General features: G+C 68.8%; 17 protein-coding genes. 11 read left to right on the top strand and 6 right to left on the bottom strand.

Annotation, left to right across the window (positions count from 1 at the left end):
• From G578_RS0103030 to G578_RS0103000, 7 genes are read left to right on the top strand one after another with little or no spacing between them, the layout of a single operon-like run.
• On the top strand, positions 1 to 1,536 hold the full coding sequence (locus G578_RS0103030; RefSeq protein ID WP_028792995.1) for a tetratricopeptide repeat protein: 1,536 nt from the start codon (positions 1 to 3) through the stop codon (positions 1,534 to 1,536).
• A gap of 30 nt (positions 1,537 to 1,566) precedes the next feature.
• Entirely contained in the window at positions 1,567 to 2,145 is a 579-nt protein-coding gene (locus G578_RS0103025; protein WP_051243763.1) for a CsgG/HfaB family protein, read from the top strand.
• Between the two features lie 35 nt (positions 2,146 to 2,180).
• Positions 2,181 to 3,578, top strand: a complete 1,398-nt coding sequence (locus G578_RS0103020; protein WP_028792993.1) for a hypothetical protein — start codon at positions 2,181 to 2,183, stop codon at positions 3,576 to 3,578.
• Entirely contained in the window at positions 3,575 to 4,675 is a 1,101-nt protein-coding gene (locus G578_RS29820; protein WP_028792992.1) for a tetratricopeptide repeat protein, read from the top strand. The genes G578_RS0103020 and G578_RS29820 overlap by 4 nt, the downstream gene beginning before the upstream one ends.
• On the top strand, positions 4,672 to 6,252 hold the full coding sequence (pelF, locus tag G578_RS24445; RefSeq protein ID WP_051243760.1) for a GT4 family glycosyltransferase PelF: 1,581 nt from the start codon (positions 4,672 to 4,674) through the stop codon (positions 6,250 to 6,252). Before G578_RS29820 ends, pelF begins: the two co-directional genes overlap by 4 nt.
• Positions 6,252 to 7,640 (top strand): exopolysaccharide Pel transporter PelG, encoded by a 1,389-nt coding sequence (gene pelG / locus G578_RS0103005; protein ID WP_028792991.1) that lies wholly within the window; start codon positions 6,252 to 6,254, stop codon positions 7,638 to 7,640. Before pelF ends, pelG begins: the two co-directional genes overlap by 1 nt.
• Positions 7,641 to 7,652: 12 nt before the next feature.
• Positions 7,653 to 9,209, top strand: coding sequence for a SpoIIE family protein phosphatase (locus tag G578_RS0103000; RefSeq protein ID WP_028792990.1), 1,557 nt, complete (start codon positions 7,653 to 7,655; stop codon positions 9,207 to 9,209).
• Between the two features lie 55 nt (positions 9,210 to 9,264).
• Here G578_RS0103000 and G578_RS0102995 read toward each other — a convergent pair whose 3' ends face one another.
• The 6 genes from G578_RS0102995 to G578_RS24440 all read right to left on the bottom strand — a co-directional run bounded on the left by G578_RS0102995 (position 9,265) and on the right by G578_RS24440 (position 15,570).
• A complete protein-coding gene (locus G578_RS0102995; RefSeq protein ID WP_028792989.1) occupies positions 9,265 to 9,603 on the bottom strand; it encodes an STAS domain-containing protein in 339 nt (112 codons plus the stop codon).
• A gap of 57 nt (positions 9,604 to 9,660) precedes the next feature.
• A complete protein-coding gene (locus G578_RS0102990) occupies positions 9,661 to 10,593 on the bottom strand; it encodes an NAD-dependent epimerase/dehydratase family protein (RefSeq protein WP_028792988.1) in 933 nt (310 codons plus the stop codon).
• Between the two features lie 328 nt (positions 10,594 to 10,921).
• The gene (locus G578_RS0102985) at positions 10,922 to 12,001 is read right to left on the bottom strand and encodes a BMP family ABC transporter substrate-binding protein (RefSeq protein WP_028792987.1); all 1,080 of its coding nucleotides are present in this window, start codon (positions 11,999 to 12,001) and stop codon (positions 10,922 to 10,924) included.
• 38 nt (positions 12,002 to 12,039) lie between these two features.
• Positions 12,040 to 12,960 carry an ABC transporter permease gene (locus tag G578_RS0102980; protein ID WP_028792986.1) on the bottom strand — a complete coding sequence of 307 codons (921 nt, stop codon included), beginning with the start codon at positions 12,958 to 12,960 and terminating at the stop codon, positions 12,040 to 12,042.
• A 10-nt stretch (positions 12,961 to 12,970) separates the two neighbouring features.
• On the bottom strand, positions 12,971 to 14,038 hold the full coding sequence (locus G578_RS0102975; protein WP_028792985.1) for an ABC transporter permease: 1,068 nt from the start codon (positions 14,036 to 14,038) through the stop codon (positions 12,971 to 12,973).
• Positions 14,035 to 15,570: an ABC transporter ATP-binding protein gene (locus G578_RS24440; RefSeq protein ID WP_038013387.1), complete on the bottom strand. Its 1,536-nt coding sequence runs from the start codon at positions 15,568 to 15,570 to the stop codon at positions 14,035 to 14,037. Before G578_RS24440 ends, G578_RS0102975 begins: the two co-directional genes overlap by 4 nt.
• Before the next feature lie 188 nt (positions 15,571 to 15,758).
• Between G578_RS24440 and G578_RS0102965 the strand changes: the two genes are divergently transcribed.
• Genes G578_RS0102965 through G578_RS0102950 form a run of 4 tightly spaced genes read left to right on the top strand, consistent with a single transcriptional unit; the run spans position 15,759 to position 18,799 of the window.
• Positions 15,759 to 16,538, top strand: coding sequence for a glucose 1-dehydrogenase (locus tag G578_RS0102965; protein WP_028792984.1), 780 nt, complete (start codon positions 15,759 to 15,761; stop codon positions 16,536 to 16,538).
• Between the two features lie 33 nt (positions 16,539 to 16,571).
• Positions 16,572 to 17,336 (top strand): SDR family NAD(P)-dependent oxidoreductase, encoded by a 765-nt coding sequence (locus G578_RS0102960; protein ID WP_028792983.1) that lies wholly within the window; start codon positions 16,572 to 16,574, stop codon positions 17,334 to 17,336.
• A 10-nt stretch (positions 17,337 to 17,346) separates the two neighbouring features.
• Complete coding sequence (locus G578_RS0102955; RefSeq protein WP_038013384.1) at positions 17,347 to 18,405, top strand: phosphotransferase; 1,059 nt, start codon at positions 17,347 to 17,349, stop codon at positions 18,403 to 18,405.
• A gap of 4 nt (positions 18,406 to 18,409) precedes the next feature.
• Complete coding sequence (locus tag G578_RS0102950) at positions 18,410 to 18,799, top strand: tautomerase family protein (RefSeq protein ID WP_028792981.1); 390 nt, start codon at positions 18,410 to 18,412, stop codon at positions 18,797 to 18,799.
• The last annotated feature ends 40 nt before the right edge of the window (positions 18,800 to 18,839 follow it).

Here is an 18,839-nt window from a genome sequence, read left to right as displayed (position 1 = left end):
ATGCGCCTTCTCCTCGCCCTGACCGCCTCGGCCCTGGTCTGGAGCCTGCTCCAGGCGCCGGCCGCGCACGCACAGGTGCCGGTGACGCTGCAGGCCAATCCGGGCAACGGGACCGCGCTCGACCTGGTGATCCGCGGGGCCGCGCCCCAGGACACCGAGCTGGACGGCCGGGAGGTGGTGCTGCGCTTCGCCGGACCCATCGATCCGCGCGAGGTCGAGGCGGCCGCCCAGGACGGTGCCGCCTGGATCGAGACCATCGAGTACGGCTACGATTCCCTGCTGATTCGCTTCGCCGAGGGGGTCGAGGTGCTGGTCGAGCCGGCGGCCGACGGGGTCACCCTGTTCGCCAGCCGGCCCGCCATCGAGGCAGCCCCCGCCGCCGAGACGCAGACCGATCCCCAACGCATCCGCCTCGACTACTATCGCGCGCTGGCGCAGATCGAGTCAGGCGCGGTGGCGGACGGGCGGGCGATCCTGGTCAGTCTGTTGCGCGCCGATCCGCGCAACATCGAGGTCATGCTGCTGCTGGCCCGGGCGGAGGAGCAGCTCGGACGGCCGCGCCATGCGGTGGCGCTGTACGACCGGGCGCTGGCGCTCGACCCGAACCTTCCCGGCGCGATCCGCGACCGCCAGCGCCTGGCCCGCGACCTGGCCGACACCGCCCGCATCGCCACCCGCTACCAGGACGTGGAGAACGGCGAGACCCAGATCATCACCGCGGTCGACGGACAGGTCTCCAGCGGCGAAGGGCTCAGCCTGGCGTACCGGCTGGAGAATCGGCACATGGTAGCGGGACAGGTCACCCGGCGCGACGGCAGCGTCGAGCGCTTCGAGGGCGACCGCCAGCGCGCCTCCCTCACCCTCACCCCGCCGCGCACCGGCAACCTGCAGGTCGCCGGCAACCTCTACGCCTCCAACTACGTCGCCGGCGCCGGGGTTGCGCTCGACCTGGACGCGGGCACCAGCCGGATGGGGCTGGAGGCGCGCTGGTCGGAGCCGGACTTCAACTTCGTGGAAGGCATCGTCTCCGGCGGCGCCCGCGACCGGGTCGCGGTCGACTGGCAGTGGCAGGCGGCCGAGGTCTACGAATTCACCGCCGGCACCGCGCTGAACCGCTACAGCCTGGAGGGCGACCATGCCGGCACCGGCGCCGAGTTCGTGCTGGAAGCCCGCCGTCGGCTGCCGGAGCACTGGCCGCTGTCGACGGTCGGCTACCGCTTCGACGCCGAATACATCCTCAATTCCCAGACCAATCCGGCCAGCGGCGCCGACCTGCTGCCGCTCAGTTCGCGCGAGGGTCACACGGTGGATGCCACGGCCGAGCGCGACCTGGGTCCGTATATCCGCGCCCAGGGCCTCGCCGGCTACACCTACGACCGGCTGAACGGCGGCGGTCCGCTGGCCGAGGTCAACCTGATCTACGAGCCGCTGGTCGATCTGGAGATAAGTACTACCCTCGGGACAAGTCTCAACGAATCCCGGGGCACCGAGAACCAGCTCTTCTACGGAGGGCTGTCCCTGAGAACCCGGTTCTGACCGCGTCCGGCGCGGCACAGAGGAGGAACTATGACGACGATCGCAACCCCGCTGGCGACGGCCGCCCGAAGCCTGGCGGTCCTGGCCCTCTGCCTGGTTCTGGCGAGCTGCGCCTCGACCGACCGCCAGGCGCGCGACTATGTCGATCCGACGGCGGATTTCGCCGCGATGAAGGTGGCCGTGCTGCCGTTCGAGAACCTGACCAACTACCCCAATGCCGGCCGGATTGCGACCGAGCTGCTGGCCACCGAGCTGTACCAGCGCGGCGTGTTCCAGCTGCAGGAGGATACCGAGACCCGCCGAACGCTCGCCCAGCTCAAGATCGACCCGGAGAACCTGACCTCCGTCGCCGCCGCCCAGCAGGCGGCCGGCCTGCTCGAGGTCGACGCCATCATCGTCGGCAGCGTGTCCGAGTTCGGCTATCAGCAGGGCCTGCGCGAGGAGCCGGTGGTCGGGTTGAACGCCCGGCTGATCGAGGCCGGCACCGGCAACGTGCTGTGGGCGTCGAGCCACTCGGTGATGGGCGGCGGCTACCTGGAGCGCGGCTCGCTCAACGCCACGGCCCAGCGGGTGGTCAGCTCGATGGTCGCGCCGCTGGTCGACCGCTGACCGGCCGGTAACGCCCCGCCTCCCCCGGACGCCCGATGACCGACCATCCCACCGCCGAGCCGCCGGCCGCGCCGCCCGCCCCGCGGACGGTCCTGGGCGTGCGTGCCGTCGCCTGGCTGGAGATCCTCCTGTTCTTCGCCGCGGCGCTGGCCATCGACTTCTTCCTGCTGGAAGGCGACCGGTTCTGGGACGTGCGCCCGCACCCGTTCTGGCTGATCGTCATCCTGCTGGCGGTGCAGTACGGCGCCAATGCAAGCCTTGTGGCCGCGCTGGCCGCGACCCTGGCGCTCACCGTGGGGAACCTGCCGCCGCAGGAGCTGGGGGCGGACGTGTTCGAGTACTGGGCGGGCATCGGCCTGCGCCCCGCGCTCTGGGTCGGCGTCGGCCAGATCCTGGGACAGATGCGCGACCGGGAACTGGCGGAACGCGTGCAACTGCGGTCGCGGATCTCGATGCTGGAGCACCAGAACCAGCTGATCGCCCAGGGCTTCGAGGAACTTAAGCGCACGAAGTCGGCGCTGGAGGCCCGGATCGCCCGGCAGTTCCGCACGGTGATCACCACCTACCGGGCCGCCCAGTCCATGGACGTGACCGACGAGGCGCGGCTGTCCCGGGGGCTCGACCAGCTCATCCAGTCGGTCCTGTCGCCGCAGAAATACTCCCTGTGGACGCTCGGCCCCGACGGCTTCGAGCTGGAGCGCAGCGTCGGCTGGCAGGAAGCCGATACCTTCGAGCGCCGGCTCGAGCTGTCCCATCCCATGGTGCAGCACCTGCTGGCTCGCGAGGCCGCCCTGTGCGCCGCCCGCCCGAGCGACGAGCGCAAACTGATGGGTCAGGGCCTGCTGGCCGGGGCGATGACCGACCTGGACAGCGGTGAGATCGTCGGCATGCTGAAGATCGAGGAGACCGCCTTCCTCGACTTCAACCTCTACACCCTGGAGAACTTCAACGTGATCTGCTCCTGGATCGCGGCGGCGCGGATCCGCGCGCGGCGGTGGCGGACCCTCCAGGCCGACCGGGTGACCGGTGCCAACGACCTGCTGATGACGGCGGAGGTCTCCGAGCGGATCTACGCGCTGCTGGGCCAGCTCGGCCGGCGCAAGGGCTTCTCCTCCAGCCAGCTCGTCGTGTGCGCCCATGACCCCGACGCACTGGCGCCCGAACAGCATTCGATCCTGGCGCTGGCGCTGGGCGAGGCGGCGCGCACCACATTCCGGGCCACCGACCTGGCCTTCGAGCGCGCGACCGAGGATGCCGAATACGCCATCCTGCTGCCCGGTACCCCGCTCCACGATGCCGAGCTTCTGGCGGGCAAGCTGCGCGACGCCATCGGCCTGCACCTGCCGGCCAGCATCCCGCTCGCCACGGTGCTGATCGAGGCGCGGCCGATCGAGGACGCGGCCCCCGCCCCGGCCGAAGGGGGGGCGGCATGAGCACCGCCACGCCGCTGGAGTTCCCCACCGAGCGTCCGGTGCGCGCCAGGGAGGTCGTCCCGGAGATCGCCGTCGCACAGGCGGTGGAAGCTGCCCTGCTCTGGACGGTGCTGGACGGACGGCTCGACTGGCCGACCGCCCTGACCGGCCATGGGGCGTTCGGCGTACTTCTCGGTGCCTATGCGCTGTGGCAGGCGCGGCGCGGCCGCGACACCCGACTGCTGTCCTGGCTGTCCTGGCTGACCCTGACCCTGGGTCCGGCCGGACCCCTGGCGACCGGCCTGCTGGCGGCCATGACCGCCGCGTTCACCCGCACCGCACGGCCGTTCGACGAATGGTACGACAGCCTGTTCCCCGACGACCATGAGACCCGCAGCGAGCTGCTGTACCGCCGCCTGCTGGAGGGTCGAGAGGACGCCGTGGCCGAGGGGTCCGTCAACTCGCTGACCGACGTGCTGTTCACCGGCACGACCCGGGCGAAGCAGGCGGTGGTGGCCCTGCTGGCCCGACGGTTCCGCAGCGAGTTCGCCCCGGCCCTGCAGATGGCTCTGTCGGACCCGGAAGCCTCCATCCGCGTGCAGGCGGCGACGGCGGCGAGCACCATCGAGGAGCGCTACCATGCCGGCCGCCTGGAACTGGAGGACGCCGTCCGCGCCGCTCCGGAGGAGGCCGACGCCCTGCTCGCCCTGGCCCGTCACCTGGACGATTACGCCTATGCCGGCGTGCTGGACGACGACCGGCAGCGGGTGGTGATGGCCGATGCACTCGACGCCTACCGCGCCGCCAACCGGCGGCTCGGCGCGCGGGAGGACATCGATCTGGCGATCGGCCGCCTGATGCTGCGCCTGGACATGATCGAGGAGGCGGAGCTGCACCTGTCGGGCCTGTCCCTGCGCTACGAGGATCCGCGCCCGATGCTGTGGCACGCGGAATGCCTGTTCCGGCTGCGCCGCTTCGCCGAGCTGCGGCAGGTGCTCGACGACCCGAAGCTGGCCCAGCTCGGCCTGCGCGAGGAGTACACGGGCATCAATCCGGTGATCAATCTCTGGCAGGTCTCCGCCCTGACCGGCCTGCAGCCCCTGGAGCCGACCCCGTGAGCCCCGGCGCGACGGTGCCGGAGGCCGATGTCTGCCTGATCCTCGAGGGCTCCTACCCCTATGTGGCGGGCGGGGTATCGACCTGGACCCATGACCTGATCAAGGCCCAGGCCCCGATGACCTTCTCGGTCGTCGCCCTCACGGCCGACGAGAAGCCGCGGGAGCCGCGCTACGAGCTGCCGGAGAACGTTGTCGGGGTCGTCGACCTGCCGCTGCGATCCCGCGCCGGCGGACCGCAGAGGCGGCTTGGCGCGACCCGGATGATGCGCGAGCTGACCGGGGCCCTGATCGCCATGCGCGGAGACACCGCCCCGCACGGGTTCCGGCGGGCGGTGGAGCTCGTCGCCCGGGCCCGGGGCTCGGTCGGCACCCAACTGCTGATGAACTCGCCGGCGGCCTGGGAGATGATCACGGCGATGTACCGCGAGGACGCGCCGGAGAGCTCGTTCCTGGAGTATTTCTGGACCTGGCGGGCACTGTTCGGCGGCCTGTTCGCCACCCTGCTCTGCGAGTTGCCGAAGGCGCGGGCCTACCACACGATCTCCACCGGCTATGCCGGGTTGGTCGCGGCCCGGGCGGCGCTGGAGACCGGCCGGCCGGCGGTGCTGACCGAGCACGGGATCTACACCAACGAGCGCCGCATCGAGATCACCATGGCCGAGTGGCTCTACGACGCGGCGGAGAGCTGGTACCAGATCGAGACTCCGCGCTGGGACCTGCGCCAGCTCTGGATGGCGGCGTTCCAGGCCTATGCCCGGGTCTGCTACGAGTGCTGCACCGAGATCACCACCCTGTATGGCGGCAACCAGATCCTGCAGCGCGCCGACGGGGCGCCGCCCGAACGCATGCGGATCATCCCCAACGGCATCGACTACGATCTGTACAGCGCCCTGGCGCGCGACACCGGCGAACGGCGGCCGACCGTCGCCCTGATCGGCCGCGTGGTGCCGATCAAGGACATCAAGACCTATATCCGCGCCGCCGACGTGCTGCGCAGATCCGTGCCCGACGTGCTGTGCTGGGTCATGGGGCCGGCCGACGAGGACGCGGAATACGCCGCCGAATGCTTCGAGCTGGTGCGCTACCTGGGGCTCGAGGAGACGGTCGTGTTCCTCGGCCGGGTCAAGATCGCCGACTATCTCGGCAAGATCGATGTGCTCGCCCTGACCTCGATCTCCGAGGCCCAGCCGCTGGTGATCCTGGAGGCCGGGGCCGCCGGCGTGCCGACCGTGGCGACCGATGTGGGCGCCTGCCGGGAGATGCTGGAGGGACACCCGGACGAGCATCCGGCGCTGGGGGCCGGGGGCGAGGTGGTGCCGCTGTCCTCGCCCAACGCCGCCGCCGCCGCCATGGCCCGGCTGCTGATCGACCCGGACTGGTGGCAGCGCTGCAGCGACGCGATCCGCACCCGCACCGAGCGCTACTACAACAAGCGCGAGATCGACCGGATCTACGGCGACATGTACCGCGACATGATCGGCCGCCCCGACGGCTTCCGGGTGGACGGCTTCCGGGTGAACGGCGGCGCGGCGCCGACGAGCGGCCTGGCGCCGGTCGCCGCGACGGGACGGCGCTGATGGCGGGGATCGGCTTCACCCTGCGCCGGCTGACCCAGCGCGACGACCTGATCGGCGCGGTGATCGGCTACGGCCATTCGGTGTTCATCTCGGCCGGACCCTGGCTGCTGACCGTGCTGGCACTGGTCGCGATCACCGTGATCCTGGGAGACGCCATGCCGCGGGAGAGCCTGGAGCTGTTCCGCTCGATCATCGTCTATAATTTCTCGGTCAGCCTGGTGATCACCGGGCCAGTGATCCTGGTCGCCACCCGCTATCTGGCCGATCGGGTCTTCGAGAAGCGGGTCGACACCGCCCCGGCCCTGATGGTGACGGCGATGGTGCTGGGCACCGCGCCGGGACTGGCATTGGCGGTGTGGTTCTACTTCTTCGTCTGCACCATCCCGATCCCGCTGGCCCTGCTTGCGCTGGCGAACTACGCGGTGATCTCGGCGATCTGGGTGGCCGGGCTGTTCCTGTCGGCGCTCAAGGCCTATGTGCGGGTGACCGTGTCCTTCGGCCTCGGCATGACCGGGTCGGTGGCGCTGACCTATTTCGTCGGCGCCGGGTTCGGAGCGACCGGCGCCCTGGCGGCGTTCAGCGGCGGGCTGGCGCTGACCATGCTGGTGCTGATGGCGACGGTGCTGGCCGAGTACCGCTATCCCATGACCCGGCCGGGCAGCCTGCTGCGGTATTTCCGCGACTACTGGGAACTGGCGCTCAGCGGGCTGGTCTACAACCTGGCGATCTGGATCGACAAATGGGTGATCTGGGCGACCGTGCCCGACACCTCGGTGGTCGGCGGCGCGCTGGTCACCATGCCGCTCTATGACGGGGCGATGTTCCTCGCCTACCTGACCATCGTGCCGGCCCTGGCGATCTTCACCGTGGCGGTGGAGACCCGGTTCTTCGAGGACTACCAGCGCTTCTACCGGCAGATCGGCGACCACGCGACCCTGGAGGCGATCCAAGAGAACCAGCGGAGCGTGGAACGCTCGGCGACCGACGGGCTGCGCTCGGTGATGGTCATCCAGATCGTGATCTCGGTGCTGGTGATCTTCTTCGCGCCGGCGATCCTGGAGGCGGCCGGCGGGGCGTCGCGACAGATCGCCATGTTCCGCTTCGGCGTGCTGGGGGCGCTGTTCCACGTGATGATGCTGTTCTGCGGCATCCTGCTGATGTACTTCGACGCCCGGCGACCGTCGCTGATCCTCAACCTGGTGTTCCTGCTGGCCAATGGCGGCTTCACCTGGGCGACCGCGCAGCTCGGCTTCCCGTATCTCGGCTACGGCTATTTCGCGGCGACGCTGCTGTGCTTCGCGCTGGGAGTGGTGCTGGTGTTCAACGTTCTGCGCCAGCTGCCCTACTTCACCTTCGTGCGCAACAACCCCTCCGTCACCGGGGCATAGGAGAGCACCGCCATGCGCCGGGGCAGCCCGATCTTCGAATCCGTCGTCCGGGATCCGGACCTGGCTTCCCTGCGCATCCTGCGCCACGGGCTGCGCGACGCGCTGGGGCGGTCGGACATCCCGCGCCGCCTCGCCCAGGACCTGCAGCTCGCCCTGCAGGAATACGCCACCAACCTGATCGTCCACGGTGCCCCGGCCCCGGCCGAGATCACCGTCCACCTGCACAATGACGGCGCCGTCTGGGAGCTGGAGATCTTCGACGACGGCGGTGCCTTCCAGAACTTCGACGCCTATCTGGCGCTCGCCACCTTCGCCGACCGGCGCCAGGGCCCGCGCAGCCACGGCATGGGGATGAAGTTCATCGGCACCCGCTTCGCCGATTACGAATACGACGCGGGCAACGGCTTTACCCGACCCAACCGCCTGTCCCTCCATTTCCCGCCGCGGGCAGAGTTCATCATCCGGCCTGTCATCGTCGTCATCGAGGACGAGCCGCTGACCCGCCAACTCATCAAGTCGATCCTGCGCCGCGACTTCCGGGTCTTCGACTTCGAGCTGCCCGGACAGGCCCTGCGGCTGATCCGCAGCTATCCGCCGGACCTGATCCTGTCGGATATCGGCCTGCCGGAGATGGACGGCATTGCCCTGCGCAAGGAGCTGGCCCGGGATATCGACACCGACATCGTGCCCTTCGTCTTCCTGTCCGCCCACGGCGACGAGCGCACCATGTCCGAGGCCGGCGACCTCGGCATCGACGATTTCGTGCCGAAGCCGATCGACCCGCCCATCCTGCTGCGCATCGCCCGGCGCCTGATCACCCGGTCGCGCAAGGTCCGCGAGGCACTGATCGCCAAATCCGCCAAGGATCTGACCGAGGGGCTGCAGCCGAACCTGCCGGCGCGCTTCGAGGGGTTCGATATCGGCTTCGCCTCCGAGCCGGCGAGCCTGGGCGGCGGCGACCTGATCCAGTCCGGCCAGATCGGCGACCGGCTGATCGTGCTGCTGGCCGACGTCATGGGCCACGGCCTGGCCGCCCGGTTCTACGCCCATGGGGTGGCCGCCTATTTCCGCGCGATCATCCTCGGTGCGGAGCCGGGCACCGAGATCGACGATCTGATGACACAGCTTTCCGACAGCCTGTTCGCCGACCCGACCTTCGAACGTACGATCGTGTCGATCCAGTTGGTGGCCCTCGATCGGGAGGGTGGCGTGGAGATCTGCTCGGCCGGACACCCGTTCCCGGTGGTGATCGCCGGCGGAACGGCGCGCTGGGCGGAGATCAGCGGACCGCTGCCCGCCCTGGAGCAGAACCTGCCCTTCCCCACCATGCGGCTGGAGCCGGAGCCCGGGAGCCGACTGCTGCTGTATACCGACGGTCTTTCGGAGGTGGAATCGGTGCGCCGCAACCCGGCGGCGGCCGGGGATCGTCTCTTCGACATGCTGCGGCGGCATGCCGACGACCCGGTCGTCGATATGCCGTCACGGGTGCTGCAGGATCATCTCGCCTCGACCCGCACGCTCGCCGACGATACCAGCCTGATCGTGATCGGCCGGCGTCGCCCCGGGTAGCGTCACCCCGGGTAGCGCCGCCCCGGGTAGCGCCGCCCCAGGTAGCGCCGCAGGGTCAGGCCACGCCGACGGCGATCCGGGCCTCGCCGGGGGAGTCGGAAAACGCCATGAAACGGTCGAGCTGGGTCGCCTTCAGCAGCTCCAGCGGCTGGTCGCTGGCGCCGCAGATCGCCACCTTGGACCGCTTGGCGCTCAGCGCCCGGAAGGCATGGACGATCAGCCCGATGCCGGAGCTGTCGATGAACTCGACGGCGCTCAGATCGAACACCAGGGGCTTGCCTTCGCCGATCAGGGCTTCGACCTCGCCGCGCGCCATCTGCACTTCGGCCGAGTCCAGGTCCCCCTCGAAGGCGATCACCGAGTGGCTGCCCGCCTTGTCAATGGTAAAGCCCATTCCAACCCCCGTCTGTGCCCGTATCGCTCGCATATCGAGCCGCCTTTCAATGGTTCCTCAAGAGTCCGGGTCCAGGGCATAATCCGCGCGCAGCAGACGCCGCAAACCCTCTTCAAGGCTCACCTCCGCCCGTGTCCGCATGCGGAGGATCGCCAGATCCGGATTGCCGATCGACACGCGAATGTCACCGGCGCGGGCCGGCCCGAAGGCGATCTCGCCCGGGCTGCCCGTCATGGATTTCAGCGTCTCGGCCAGGCCGAGCACGCTGGTCGGCTGGCCGGTGCAGACATTTGCCACCGGCGCCGCGATGTCAGCGGCCTGGAGTGCCGCCAGGATGTGCGCGACCACGTCACCGACATAGACGAAGTCGCGGATCTGGCCACCATCGCCATGGATGCTCACACCCTCCCCCCGCGCGAGGCGCGAGGCGAAAATGGAAATCACCCCAGAGTAGGGCGAGGAGGGATCCTGGCGCGGACCGAAGACGTTGAAGAACCGCAGCCCGAAGCTCGGCACCCCGTGAATGCGTCCCGCGACCCCTGCATGAAGCTCCGAGCCGTATTTGTCGACCCCGTACGCGGTCAGCGGTGCCGGAACCTCCCGCTCGCTGAGCGGGGTGGTCGTGTTATCGCCGTAGATCGCCGCCGACGAGGCATAGACCACGGGAATGCGGCTGGCATCCCGCGCCGCCTCCAGCACCGTCACCGTGCCGCCGACATTGACAGCATGGCTCGCGGCCCAGGTCTCGTTGCATTTCTGCACCGAGGCGATCGCCGCCAGGTGCACCACCGCCCCGCAGCCGTCGATCGCCCGCGCCACCGCGTCGCGATTCTCGATCGAGCCTTCGAACAGCTCGACCCGGTCGGGCAGGTTCGCGCGCCGGCCCGTGGACAGATCGTCCAGGACCACGGGCACATCGCCCCTGGCCAGCAGGGCGTCGACCACATGGCTGCCGATGAACCCGCACCCGCCTGTCACCAGGATTCTCACGTCTCACTCCAACCGATGGGGCAGGTTGATACTTATGCGAACTTCACACTGATCGGCACCGTGTGCGACCGCAGAAAACAACAAAACGACTTAATATTCGTTAAATTTCACAAGATTTTTTGGGACATGCAGCCATGGCGGATTGTCCCCGGAGTTCTGTTCGCGCAAGGGCCGTAGGGCCTGCCCGAACGTCGGCGACGCGCATGGCGACGTTCGGCGGTCCGAACGACCCGGCATAAGAAAACCCCTCCCCGGCAGACCGGAGAGGGGTCGGTGGCGATGCCCTGAGGCGCCGCAGCGTTACTGCATCTGTGTTACTGCACCTGTGTCACTGCGGCAGGCTGTCGTCGATGCCCTGCACGTACCAGTTCATGCCCAGCAGGGTGCCGTCGTCCAGAACCTTGCCCTCTTCGACCGCCAGGGTGCCGTCCTGCTTGTAGATCGGGCCGGTGAACGGGTGGAATTCGCCCGAGGTGATCTTGGCCTCGGTTTCCTCGGCCATCGCCTTCACGTCGTCCGGCATGTTGGTGTAGTCGGCCATGACGACCATCTCGGCGCCCATGCCGCCCCAGACGTCACCGGACGTCCAGGTGCCGTCGAGGACCGCCTTGGTGCGCTCGATGTAATAGGCAGACCAGTCGTCGATGATCGCGGTGAGCTGGGCCTTCGGCGCGAACTTGATCATGTCGGAGGCCTGGCCGAAGCCGGTCACGCCCTGCTCCTCGGCGATCTGCAGCGGGGCCGTCGAATCGGTGTGCTGGGTGATGATGTCCGCACCCTGGCCGATCAGCACCTTGGCGGCATCGGCTTCCTTGCCGGGATCGAACCAGGAGTTCACCCACACGACCTTCAGTTTGAAGTCCGGGTTGATCGACTGGGCGCCCAGCAGGAAGGCGTTGATGCCGCGCACCACCTCGGGAATCGGGAACGAGGCGACATAGCCGGCGACGCCGCTCTTCGACATCCTGGCGGCGATCTGGCCGATCACGTAGCGGCCCTCGTAGAACCGGGCCGAATAGGTGGCGACGTTGTCCGCCTGCTTGTAGCCGGTGGCGTGCTCGAACTTGATCTCCGGGAACTTCTTGGCGACCGCCAGGGTCTGCTCCATGAAGCCGAAGGAGGTGGTGAAGATCAGACCGGCACCCTGGCGCGCCAGGCGGGTGATCGCCCGCTCGGCGTCCGGTCCCTCGGCCACCTTCTCCACGTACACGGTCTCGACCTTGTCGCCGAACTCCTTCTCGATGGCGAGGCGGCCCTGGTCATGCTGGTAGGACCAGCCGTGGTCGCCGATCGGGCCGACATAGATGAAGCCAACCTTCAGCGGGTCGGCGGCACTCGCCGGCGTGGCGGCGAAGGCGCCGGCGGCGAGCATCGCGGCGGTGACCGCGAGCTTGAATAACGTCCTCATTGTCCCCGTCTCCTGTCCTGTTTCTCGGGATTGCGTCCTCACCGGTCCGGCACGAAGGTCTGGCCGATGCAGGCCGGTGTGTTGATCTTGGTCAGCGTCCTGTTCCGCGAGATCAGGACCAGCACCAGAATGGTTATCAGATAGGGGAAGGACGACAAGACCTGGGACGGGATACCGATCCCCAGGGCCTGGGCGTACAGCCCCATGATCCAGACCGCGCCAAACAGATAGGCGCCGATCAGCACCCGTCGAGCGATCCAGGTGGCGAAGACCACCAGCGCCAGCGCGATCCAGCCGCGCCCGGAGGTCATGTTCTCCACCCATTGCGGGGTATAGGCGAGCGAGAGATAGGCGCCCGCCAGCCCGGCGCAGGCGCCGCCGAACAGAATACAGCCGTAGCGCACCGCGATCACGTTGTAGCCCAGCGCATGGGCCGAATGATGGTTGTCGCCCACCGCCCGGATGACCAGCCCCGTGCGGGTGCGGCTCATCGTGTAGGACACCGCGAAGACCAGCGCGAAGGAGGCGTAGACCAGCACGTCCTGGCCGAACAGGATCGGCCCCAGGAACGGGATGTCGCTCAGCACCGGGATGTCCAGCGGCTGCAGCTTCACGCCTGGCAGGCCGGTGAAGCTCTCACCGATCACCCCGGACAGGCCGAGCCCGAGCAGGGTCAGCGCCAGTCCGGACGCTACCTGGTTGGTGGCGAGCGACTGGGTGAGAAACCCGAACAGCAGGGCCATGCCCATGCCGGCCAGCACGCCCGCCAGCACCCCGAGATAGGGCGACCCGGTGGTGTAGGCCGTGGCGAAGCCGCAGACCGCGCCGACCACCATCATCCCTTCGACCCCGAGATTAAGGACGCCGGAGCGCTCCACCACAAGCTCGCCGATGGCGGCGAGCAGCAGCGGCGTGGAGGCCGTGATGATCGTCAGGATGACCGCTTCCAGACCTGTCATCGCCCCGCCCTCACGCCGTATGCGGGCGCAGCAGGCGGATCCGGTAGAGGATCAGCGTGTCGCAGGCCAGGATGAAGAACAGCAGGATGCCCTGGAACACCTGGGCGGTCTTGTCGGAGATGCCGAGATCGATCTGCGCCGCCTCGCCGCCGAGATAGCTGATGCCGAGCATCACGCCGGCGACCAGCACCCCCACCGGATTCAGGCGGCCGAGAAAGGCGACGATGATCGCGGTGAAGCCGTAGCCGGGAGAGATCGCCGGCTGCAGATGGCCGCTCGGCCCCGCCACCTCGCAGATCCCGGCCAGCCCCGCCAGCCCGCCGGACAGCAGCAGGCAGAACCAGACCATGCGCTTGGAGGAAAAACCGGCAAAGGTGCCGGCGCGCGGCGCCGTGCCGACCACCCGGACCTCGAACCCCTTCAGGGTGCGGGACATGACGACATAGAGCACCGCCACCGCCACCAGCGCCAGACCGGCGCCCAGATGGATGCGCCCGTCGCCCAGGGTCGGCAGCAGCTGCCAGCCCTCGAACTGGACGGATTTCGGGAAGTTGAAGCCGGCGGGGTCACGCCATGGACCGCGGATGAACCAGTCGGCGATGAGCTGCGCGACGTAGACCAGCATCAGGCTGGTCAGGATCTCGTTGGTGCCGAAGCGGGTGCGCAGAAAGGCCGGGATCGCCGCGTAGAGCGCCCCACCCAGCGCGCCCAGCGCCAGCATGAGCACCATCACCGGGAAGCTCTGGAACTCGTGCCACAGGATCGGCAGGGCCGAGCCGAACAGCGCGCCCATGGTGAGCTGACCCTCGGCCCCGATGTTCCAGACATTGGCCCGGAAGCACACCGCCAGCCCGACGCCGATCAGCACCAGCGGGGCGGCCTTGACCACCAGCTCCTCCAGCGACCACCACCACAGCACCGGCTCCAGAAAATAGACGTAGAGCGCGCGGGCCGGATCGAGGCCCATCAGGGAGAAGATCACCGCGCCGGTCACCAGGGTCAGCCCCACGGCGAGCAGCGGCGACAGCCAGGTCATCAGCTTCGAGCGCTCGGCCCGTCTCTCCAGCACCAACCTCATGACGCCGCCTTCTCATGGGAGGCGGTCTCATGGGCGCCGGCCATCAGCAGGCCGATCGCCTCGCGGTCCAGGGTGGCGGTCGGCTTCGCCTCGGACAGCTCGCCTCGGGAAATCACCGCGATGCGGTCGGCAATGGCGAAGATCTCGTCCAGATCCTGGCTGATCACCAGCACCGCCGACCCGCCCTCGGCCAGATCGATCAGCGCCTGGCGGATCACGGCGGCGGCCCCCGCGTCCACGCCCCAGGTCGGCTGGTTGACCACCAGCAGCCGCGGCTTGCGGTCGAGCTCACGGCCGATCACGAATTTCTGCAGGTTGCCGCCGGACAGCGACCGCGCCTCCGGGTCGTTGCTGGAGGTGCGCACGTCGAACGCTCCGGCCACCCGGCCCGCCACGTCGCCGGCCAGCCCGAGATTGACCAGCCCGCGCCGCACCATCCCGTCATCCACGGCGAAGCGGGTCAGGATCACGTTCTGCGACAGCGGAAAGTCGGGCACCGCGCCGTGACCGAGCCGCTCTTCCGGCACGAAGGCCGCCCCCAGCGCCCGGCGCGCCTTGATCCCGCGCCCGGCACAGACCTGGCCGGCGAGAGTGATGCTGCCGGTTAGGCCATCCACCCGCTCGCCGCTGACCGCGTCGAACAGCTCCGACTGGCCGTTGCCGGCGACCCCGGCGATGGCGACGATCTCGCCGGCGCCGATCCGCAACGACACGTCGCGCAAGGCCGTGCCGAACGGCCCGTCCGCCGGCAGCGAGACATGGTCCAGGGTCAGGATCGGCTCTCCGACCACCGCACCGGCCCGGGTCGAGACGACGGCCACGTCGACGCCGACCATGTGGCGGGCGAGCGAGGCGGCGGTCTCCCGGCGCGGATCGACGGTGGCGACCACCTTGCCCCGGCGCAGGATCGTCGCCTCGTGGCACAGGGTCTTCACCTCCTCCAGCCGGTGGGAGATGTAGAGAATGGCGCAACCCTCCGACGCCAGCCGGCGCAGGGTGACGAAGAGCTGGTCCGCCTCCTGGGGGGTGAGCACCGCGGTCGGCTCGTCCATGATCAGCAGCGCCGGTTCCTGCAGCAGGCAGCGCACGATCTCGATGCGCTGGCGCTGACCGACGGACAGGTCGGCCACCAGCGCGCCGGGCTCCAGCGGCAGGCCGTATTCCCGCGATACCGCGGCGATCCGCGCCGAAAGCTCCTGCATGTCGGCCTTGCCCGGCAAGGCCAGCGCGATGTTCTCGGTGACGCTCAGCGCCTCGAACAGGGAGAAATGCTGGAACACCATGCCGATGCCCAGAGAGCGGGCGGCGGCCGGATTGGCGATGCGCACGGGCTTGCCGCGCCAGTGCAGTTCGCCCTCGGTCGGCTGCAGGGCGCCGTACATCATCTTGACCAGGGTCGACTTGCCCGCACCGTTCTCGCCCAGCAACGCGTGGATCTCGCCGGGTCTAAGCCGCAGAGTCACGTCGTCATTGGCGGCGAAGTCGCCGAATTTCTTGGTGATATGGACGGCCTCCAGAAGGAAGTCGCTCATTCGGCCCTTGCCCCCGCCGGGATGGTCGCGTGTCGATCCTCCTGGGTAGAGGCTGGCGACGCCGGAGTCGAGCGTCTTGTTGCAGCGCACGCTGAACCTTTGGGGTGCATGGCCCGGAGGACGTGTCCTAGACTGCGGCGGACCGAGCCCGCGCGAGACGGGACCACGATCTACAGGAGGGGAGGAGCATGGCCGCCGGCAGGGACAGGCTTGCAGGGAAGACCGCGCTGATCACCGGCGGCGCCTCCGGAATCGGCCGCGCCATCGCCGAGATCTTCATCGAGCAGGGCGCGACCGTCGTCATCGCCGATATCGATGCCGAGCGCGGCACCGCGGTCGCCTCCCAGATCGGCGCGACCTTCGCCCTTCTCGACGTGCGCGACGAGGACGGCTGGCAGCGGGTGACCACCGAGACCCTCGACCGCCACGGCCGCCTGGACGTGCTGGTGAACAATGCCGGCACCGGCGGCTCCGGCGGATCGATCGAGGACGCCTCGGTCGACGACTGGGACCGGGTGATGGACATCAACGCCAAGGGCGTGTTCCTGGGCTGCAAATACGGCGTGGCGGCGATGAAGGCGAACGAGGCCCCGTCCGGCGGCTCCATCGTCAACATGTCGAGCATCGCCGGTCTGGTCGGCGCGCCCGCGATTCCGGTCTATTCCGCGTCGAAGGGGGCCGTGCGGCTGCTGACCAAGTCGGTCGCCCTGCACTGCGCCAAGAAGGGCTACGGCATCCGCTGCAACTCGGTGCACCCGTCCTATACCGACACGCCGATGGTCGACCGCATGGTCGACGGCCACCACAACCCCGAGCGCCTGCGCCAGGCCATCGTCGCCGCCGCGCCGCTCGGCCGCATCGGCGCGCCCGCCGACGTGGCCGGCGCCGTCCTGTATCTGGCGAGCGACGACAGCGCCTTCGTCACCGGCACCGAGCTGACGGTCGATGGCGGCATCTGCGCGATGTAAGCCCGGCCGAATTCTTCTGGAGGAGAAACGCATATGTTCGATCTGACCGGCAAGGTGGCGCTGATCACCGGCTCGTCGCGCGGCATCGGCAAGTCCATCGCCGAATGCATGGTGAAACAGGGCGCGAAGGTGGTGATCTCCTCGCGCAAGGCCGAGGCCTGCACGGCGGTCGCCGATGAGATCAAGGCTTCCGGCGGCGAGGCCGTGGCGATTCCCTGCAACATCGGCCGCAAGGAGGATCTTCAGGCGCTGGTCGACGGCACCCGCAAGGCCTTCGGCAAGATCGACATCCTGGTCTGCAACGCCGCCACCAACCCGGTCTTCGGCCCGATGACAGAGGTGTCCGACGACGCCTACGACAAGATCATGGACACCAACGTGAAGGGCGCCTTCTGGCTCTGCAACATGGTGCTGCCCGAGATGGCGGAGCGCGGCGACGGGGCGGTGATCCTGATCTCCTCCATCGCGTCGATGTACGGCAACCGCAAGCTCGGCATCTACGGCATCTCCAAGGCGGCCGAGCAGCAGCTCGTGCGCAATCTGGCGGTCGAATGGGGACCGAAGAACATCCGGGTCAACGCCATCGCCCCGGGCCTGATCCGCACCGACTTCGCCCGCGCCCTGTGGGAGGACGACAAGCGCCGCACCATCATGGAGACCGTTACCCCGCTGCAGCGCATCGGCGAGCCGGAGGATATCGGCTGGCTGGCGACCTATCTCGCCTCCGACGGCGCCCGCTTCGTCACCGGCCAGACCATCGTCGCCGATGGCGGTCGGACCATCGGCGACCCGTCCTGAGGGGATCGGCATGGCGCATCTCGGCCCGGTCACCAACGCCCACCGCTTCGACGAGGCGGGACTGGCCCGCTATCTGGCCGATCAGGGGCTGGATGGTGTTGCGTCCGGCCTGACCGTCCGGCAGTTCCAGGGCGGACAGTCCAACCCGACCTTCCGGCTCGACACCGCCGACGGCAACGCGTCCTACGTCCTGCGCAAGAAACCGCCGGGGGAGCTGCTGCCGTCGGCCCATATGGTCGAGCGCGAGTACCGGGTGATGGCGGCGCTGGCGCAGACCGACGTGCCGGTGCCGGCGATGCGGCATCTCTGCGAGGACGCGTCGATCATCGGCACGGCGTTCTACGTGATGGACTATCTCGACGGCCGCATTCCCGACGAGCCGTCGCTCGACGAGGGCTACAGCCCGGAGGAACGCACCGCGATCTGGGACAGCGCCAACGCCGCACTGGCCAAGCTCCACACGGTCGATCCCGAGACGGTGGGGCTGGGCGATTTCGGCCGACCGGCGAATTACTGCGGCCGGCAGATCGCCCGCTGGACCAAGCAGTTCGAAGCCTCGAAGACCGATCCGATGCCGGACATGGACCGGCTGACCGAATGGCTGAACGCCCATCCCGGCGTGCCGGACGCGGTGTCGATCGTGCATGGCGACTACCGCCTGCCCAACATGATGCTGCACCCGATCGAGCCGCGGGTGATCGCCATCCTGGACTGGGAACTGGCGACCCTGGGCCATCCGCTGGCCGATGTGGCCTATACCTGCATGCCCTACCACATGACCCATGCGGAGAAGGCGCTGAAGGGCATGGTCGGCCTCGACCTGGAGGCCATGGGCATCCCGAGCGAGGCGGAATACCTGGAAAAGTACCGGGTTCGGGCCGGGCGGGAGGCGATGCCGGACATGCGGTACTTCCTGGCGCTGTCGTTCTTCCGTCTGGCCGCGATCTGCCAGGGCGTCTATTTCCGCGGGCTCAAGGGCAATGCGAGCTCGGCGAATGCCCTCGAGGTCGGGGCCAAGGCGCCGCGCCTGGCCGAGATCGGCTGGGCCATCGCCAGCCGGGAGGGGTGAGGAAATGGCGCAGATCAAGATCCACGCGCGGCGCGGCTTCATCGACCGGCACCGCCAGACCCTGTCCGACGCGATCCACGGGGTGATGATGGAGGCGCTCGGCCTGCCGGAGGACAAGCGCTTCCACCGCTTCATTGCCCTGGACGACGTCGATTTCATCCACCCCGCCGACCGAGGCGACGGCTATACGGTGATCGAGATCCTGATGTTCGAGGGCCGCAGCGACGCCGCCAAACGGGCCTGCCTGCGCGGGCTCATGCGGGCGGTACCGGAGGCGGCCGGGATCCCGGTCGAGGCGGTGGAGATCACGATCATCGAGACCCCGATGGCCAACTGGGGCATCCGGGGAAAGATCGGCGACGAGCTGACGCTGAATTACAAGGTGGAGACGTAGGAGGCAGCCTGTTGCCCATTACTTTCCACACTCCCCGGAC

This window comes from Thalassobaculum salexigens DSM 19539 (assembly GCF_000423805.1).
In the GTDB taxonomy this organism is placed as follows: Bacteria; Pseudomonadota; Alphaproteobacteria; order Thalassobaculales; family Thalassobaculaceae; genus Thalassobaculum; species Thalassobaculum litoreum.
Note: the sequence above shows the minus strand (reverse complement) of the source record. Positions and strands in the feature narration are given on the sequence as shown.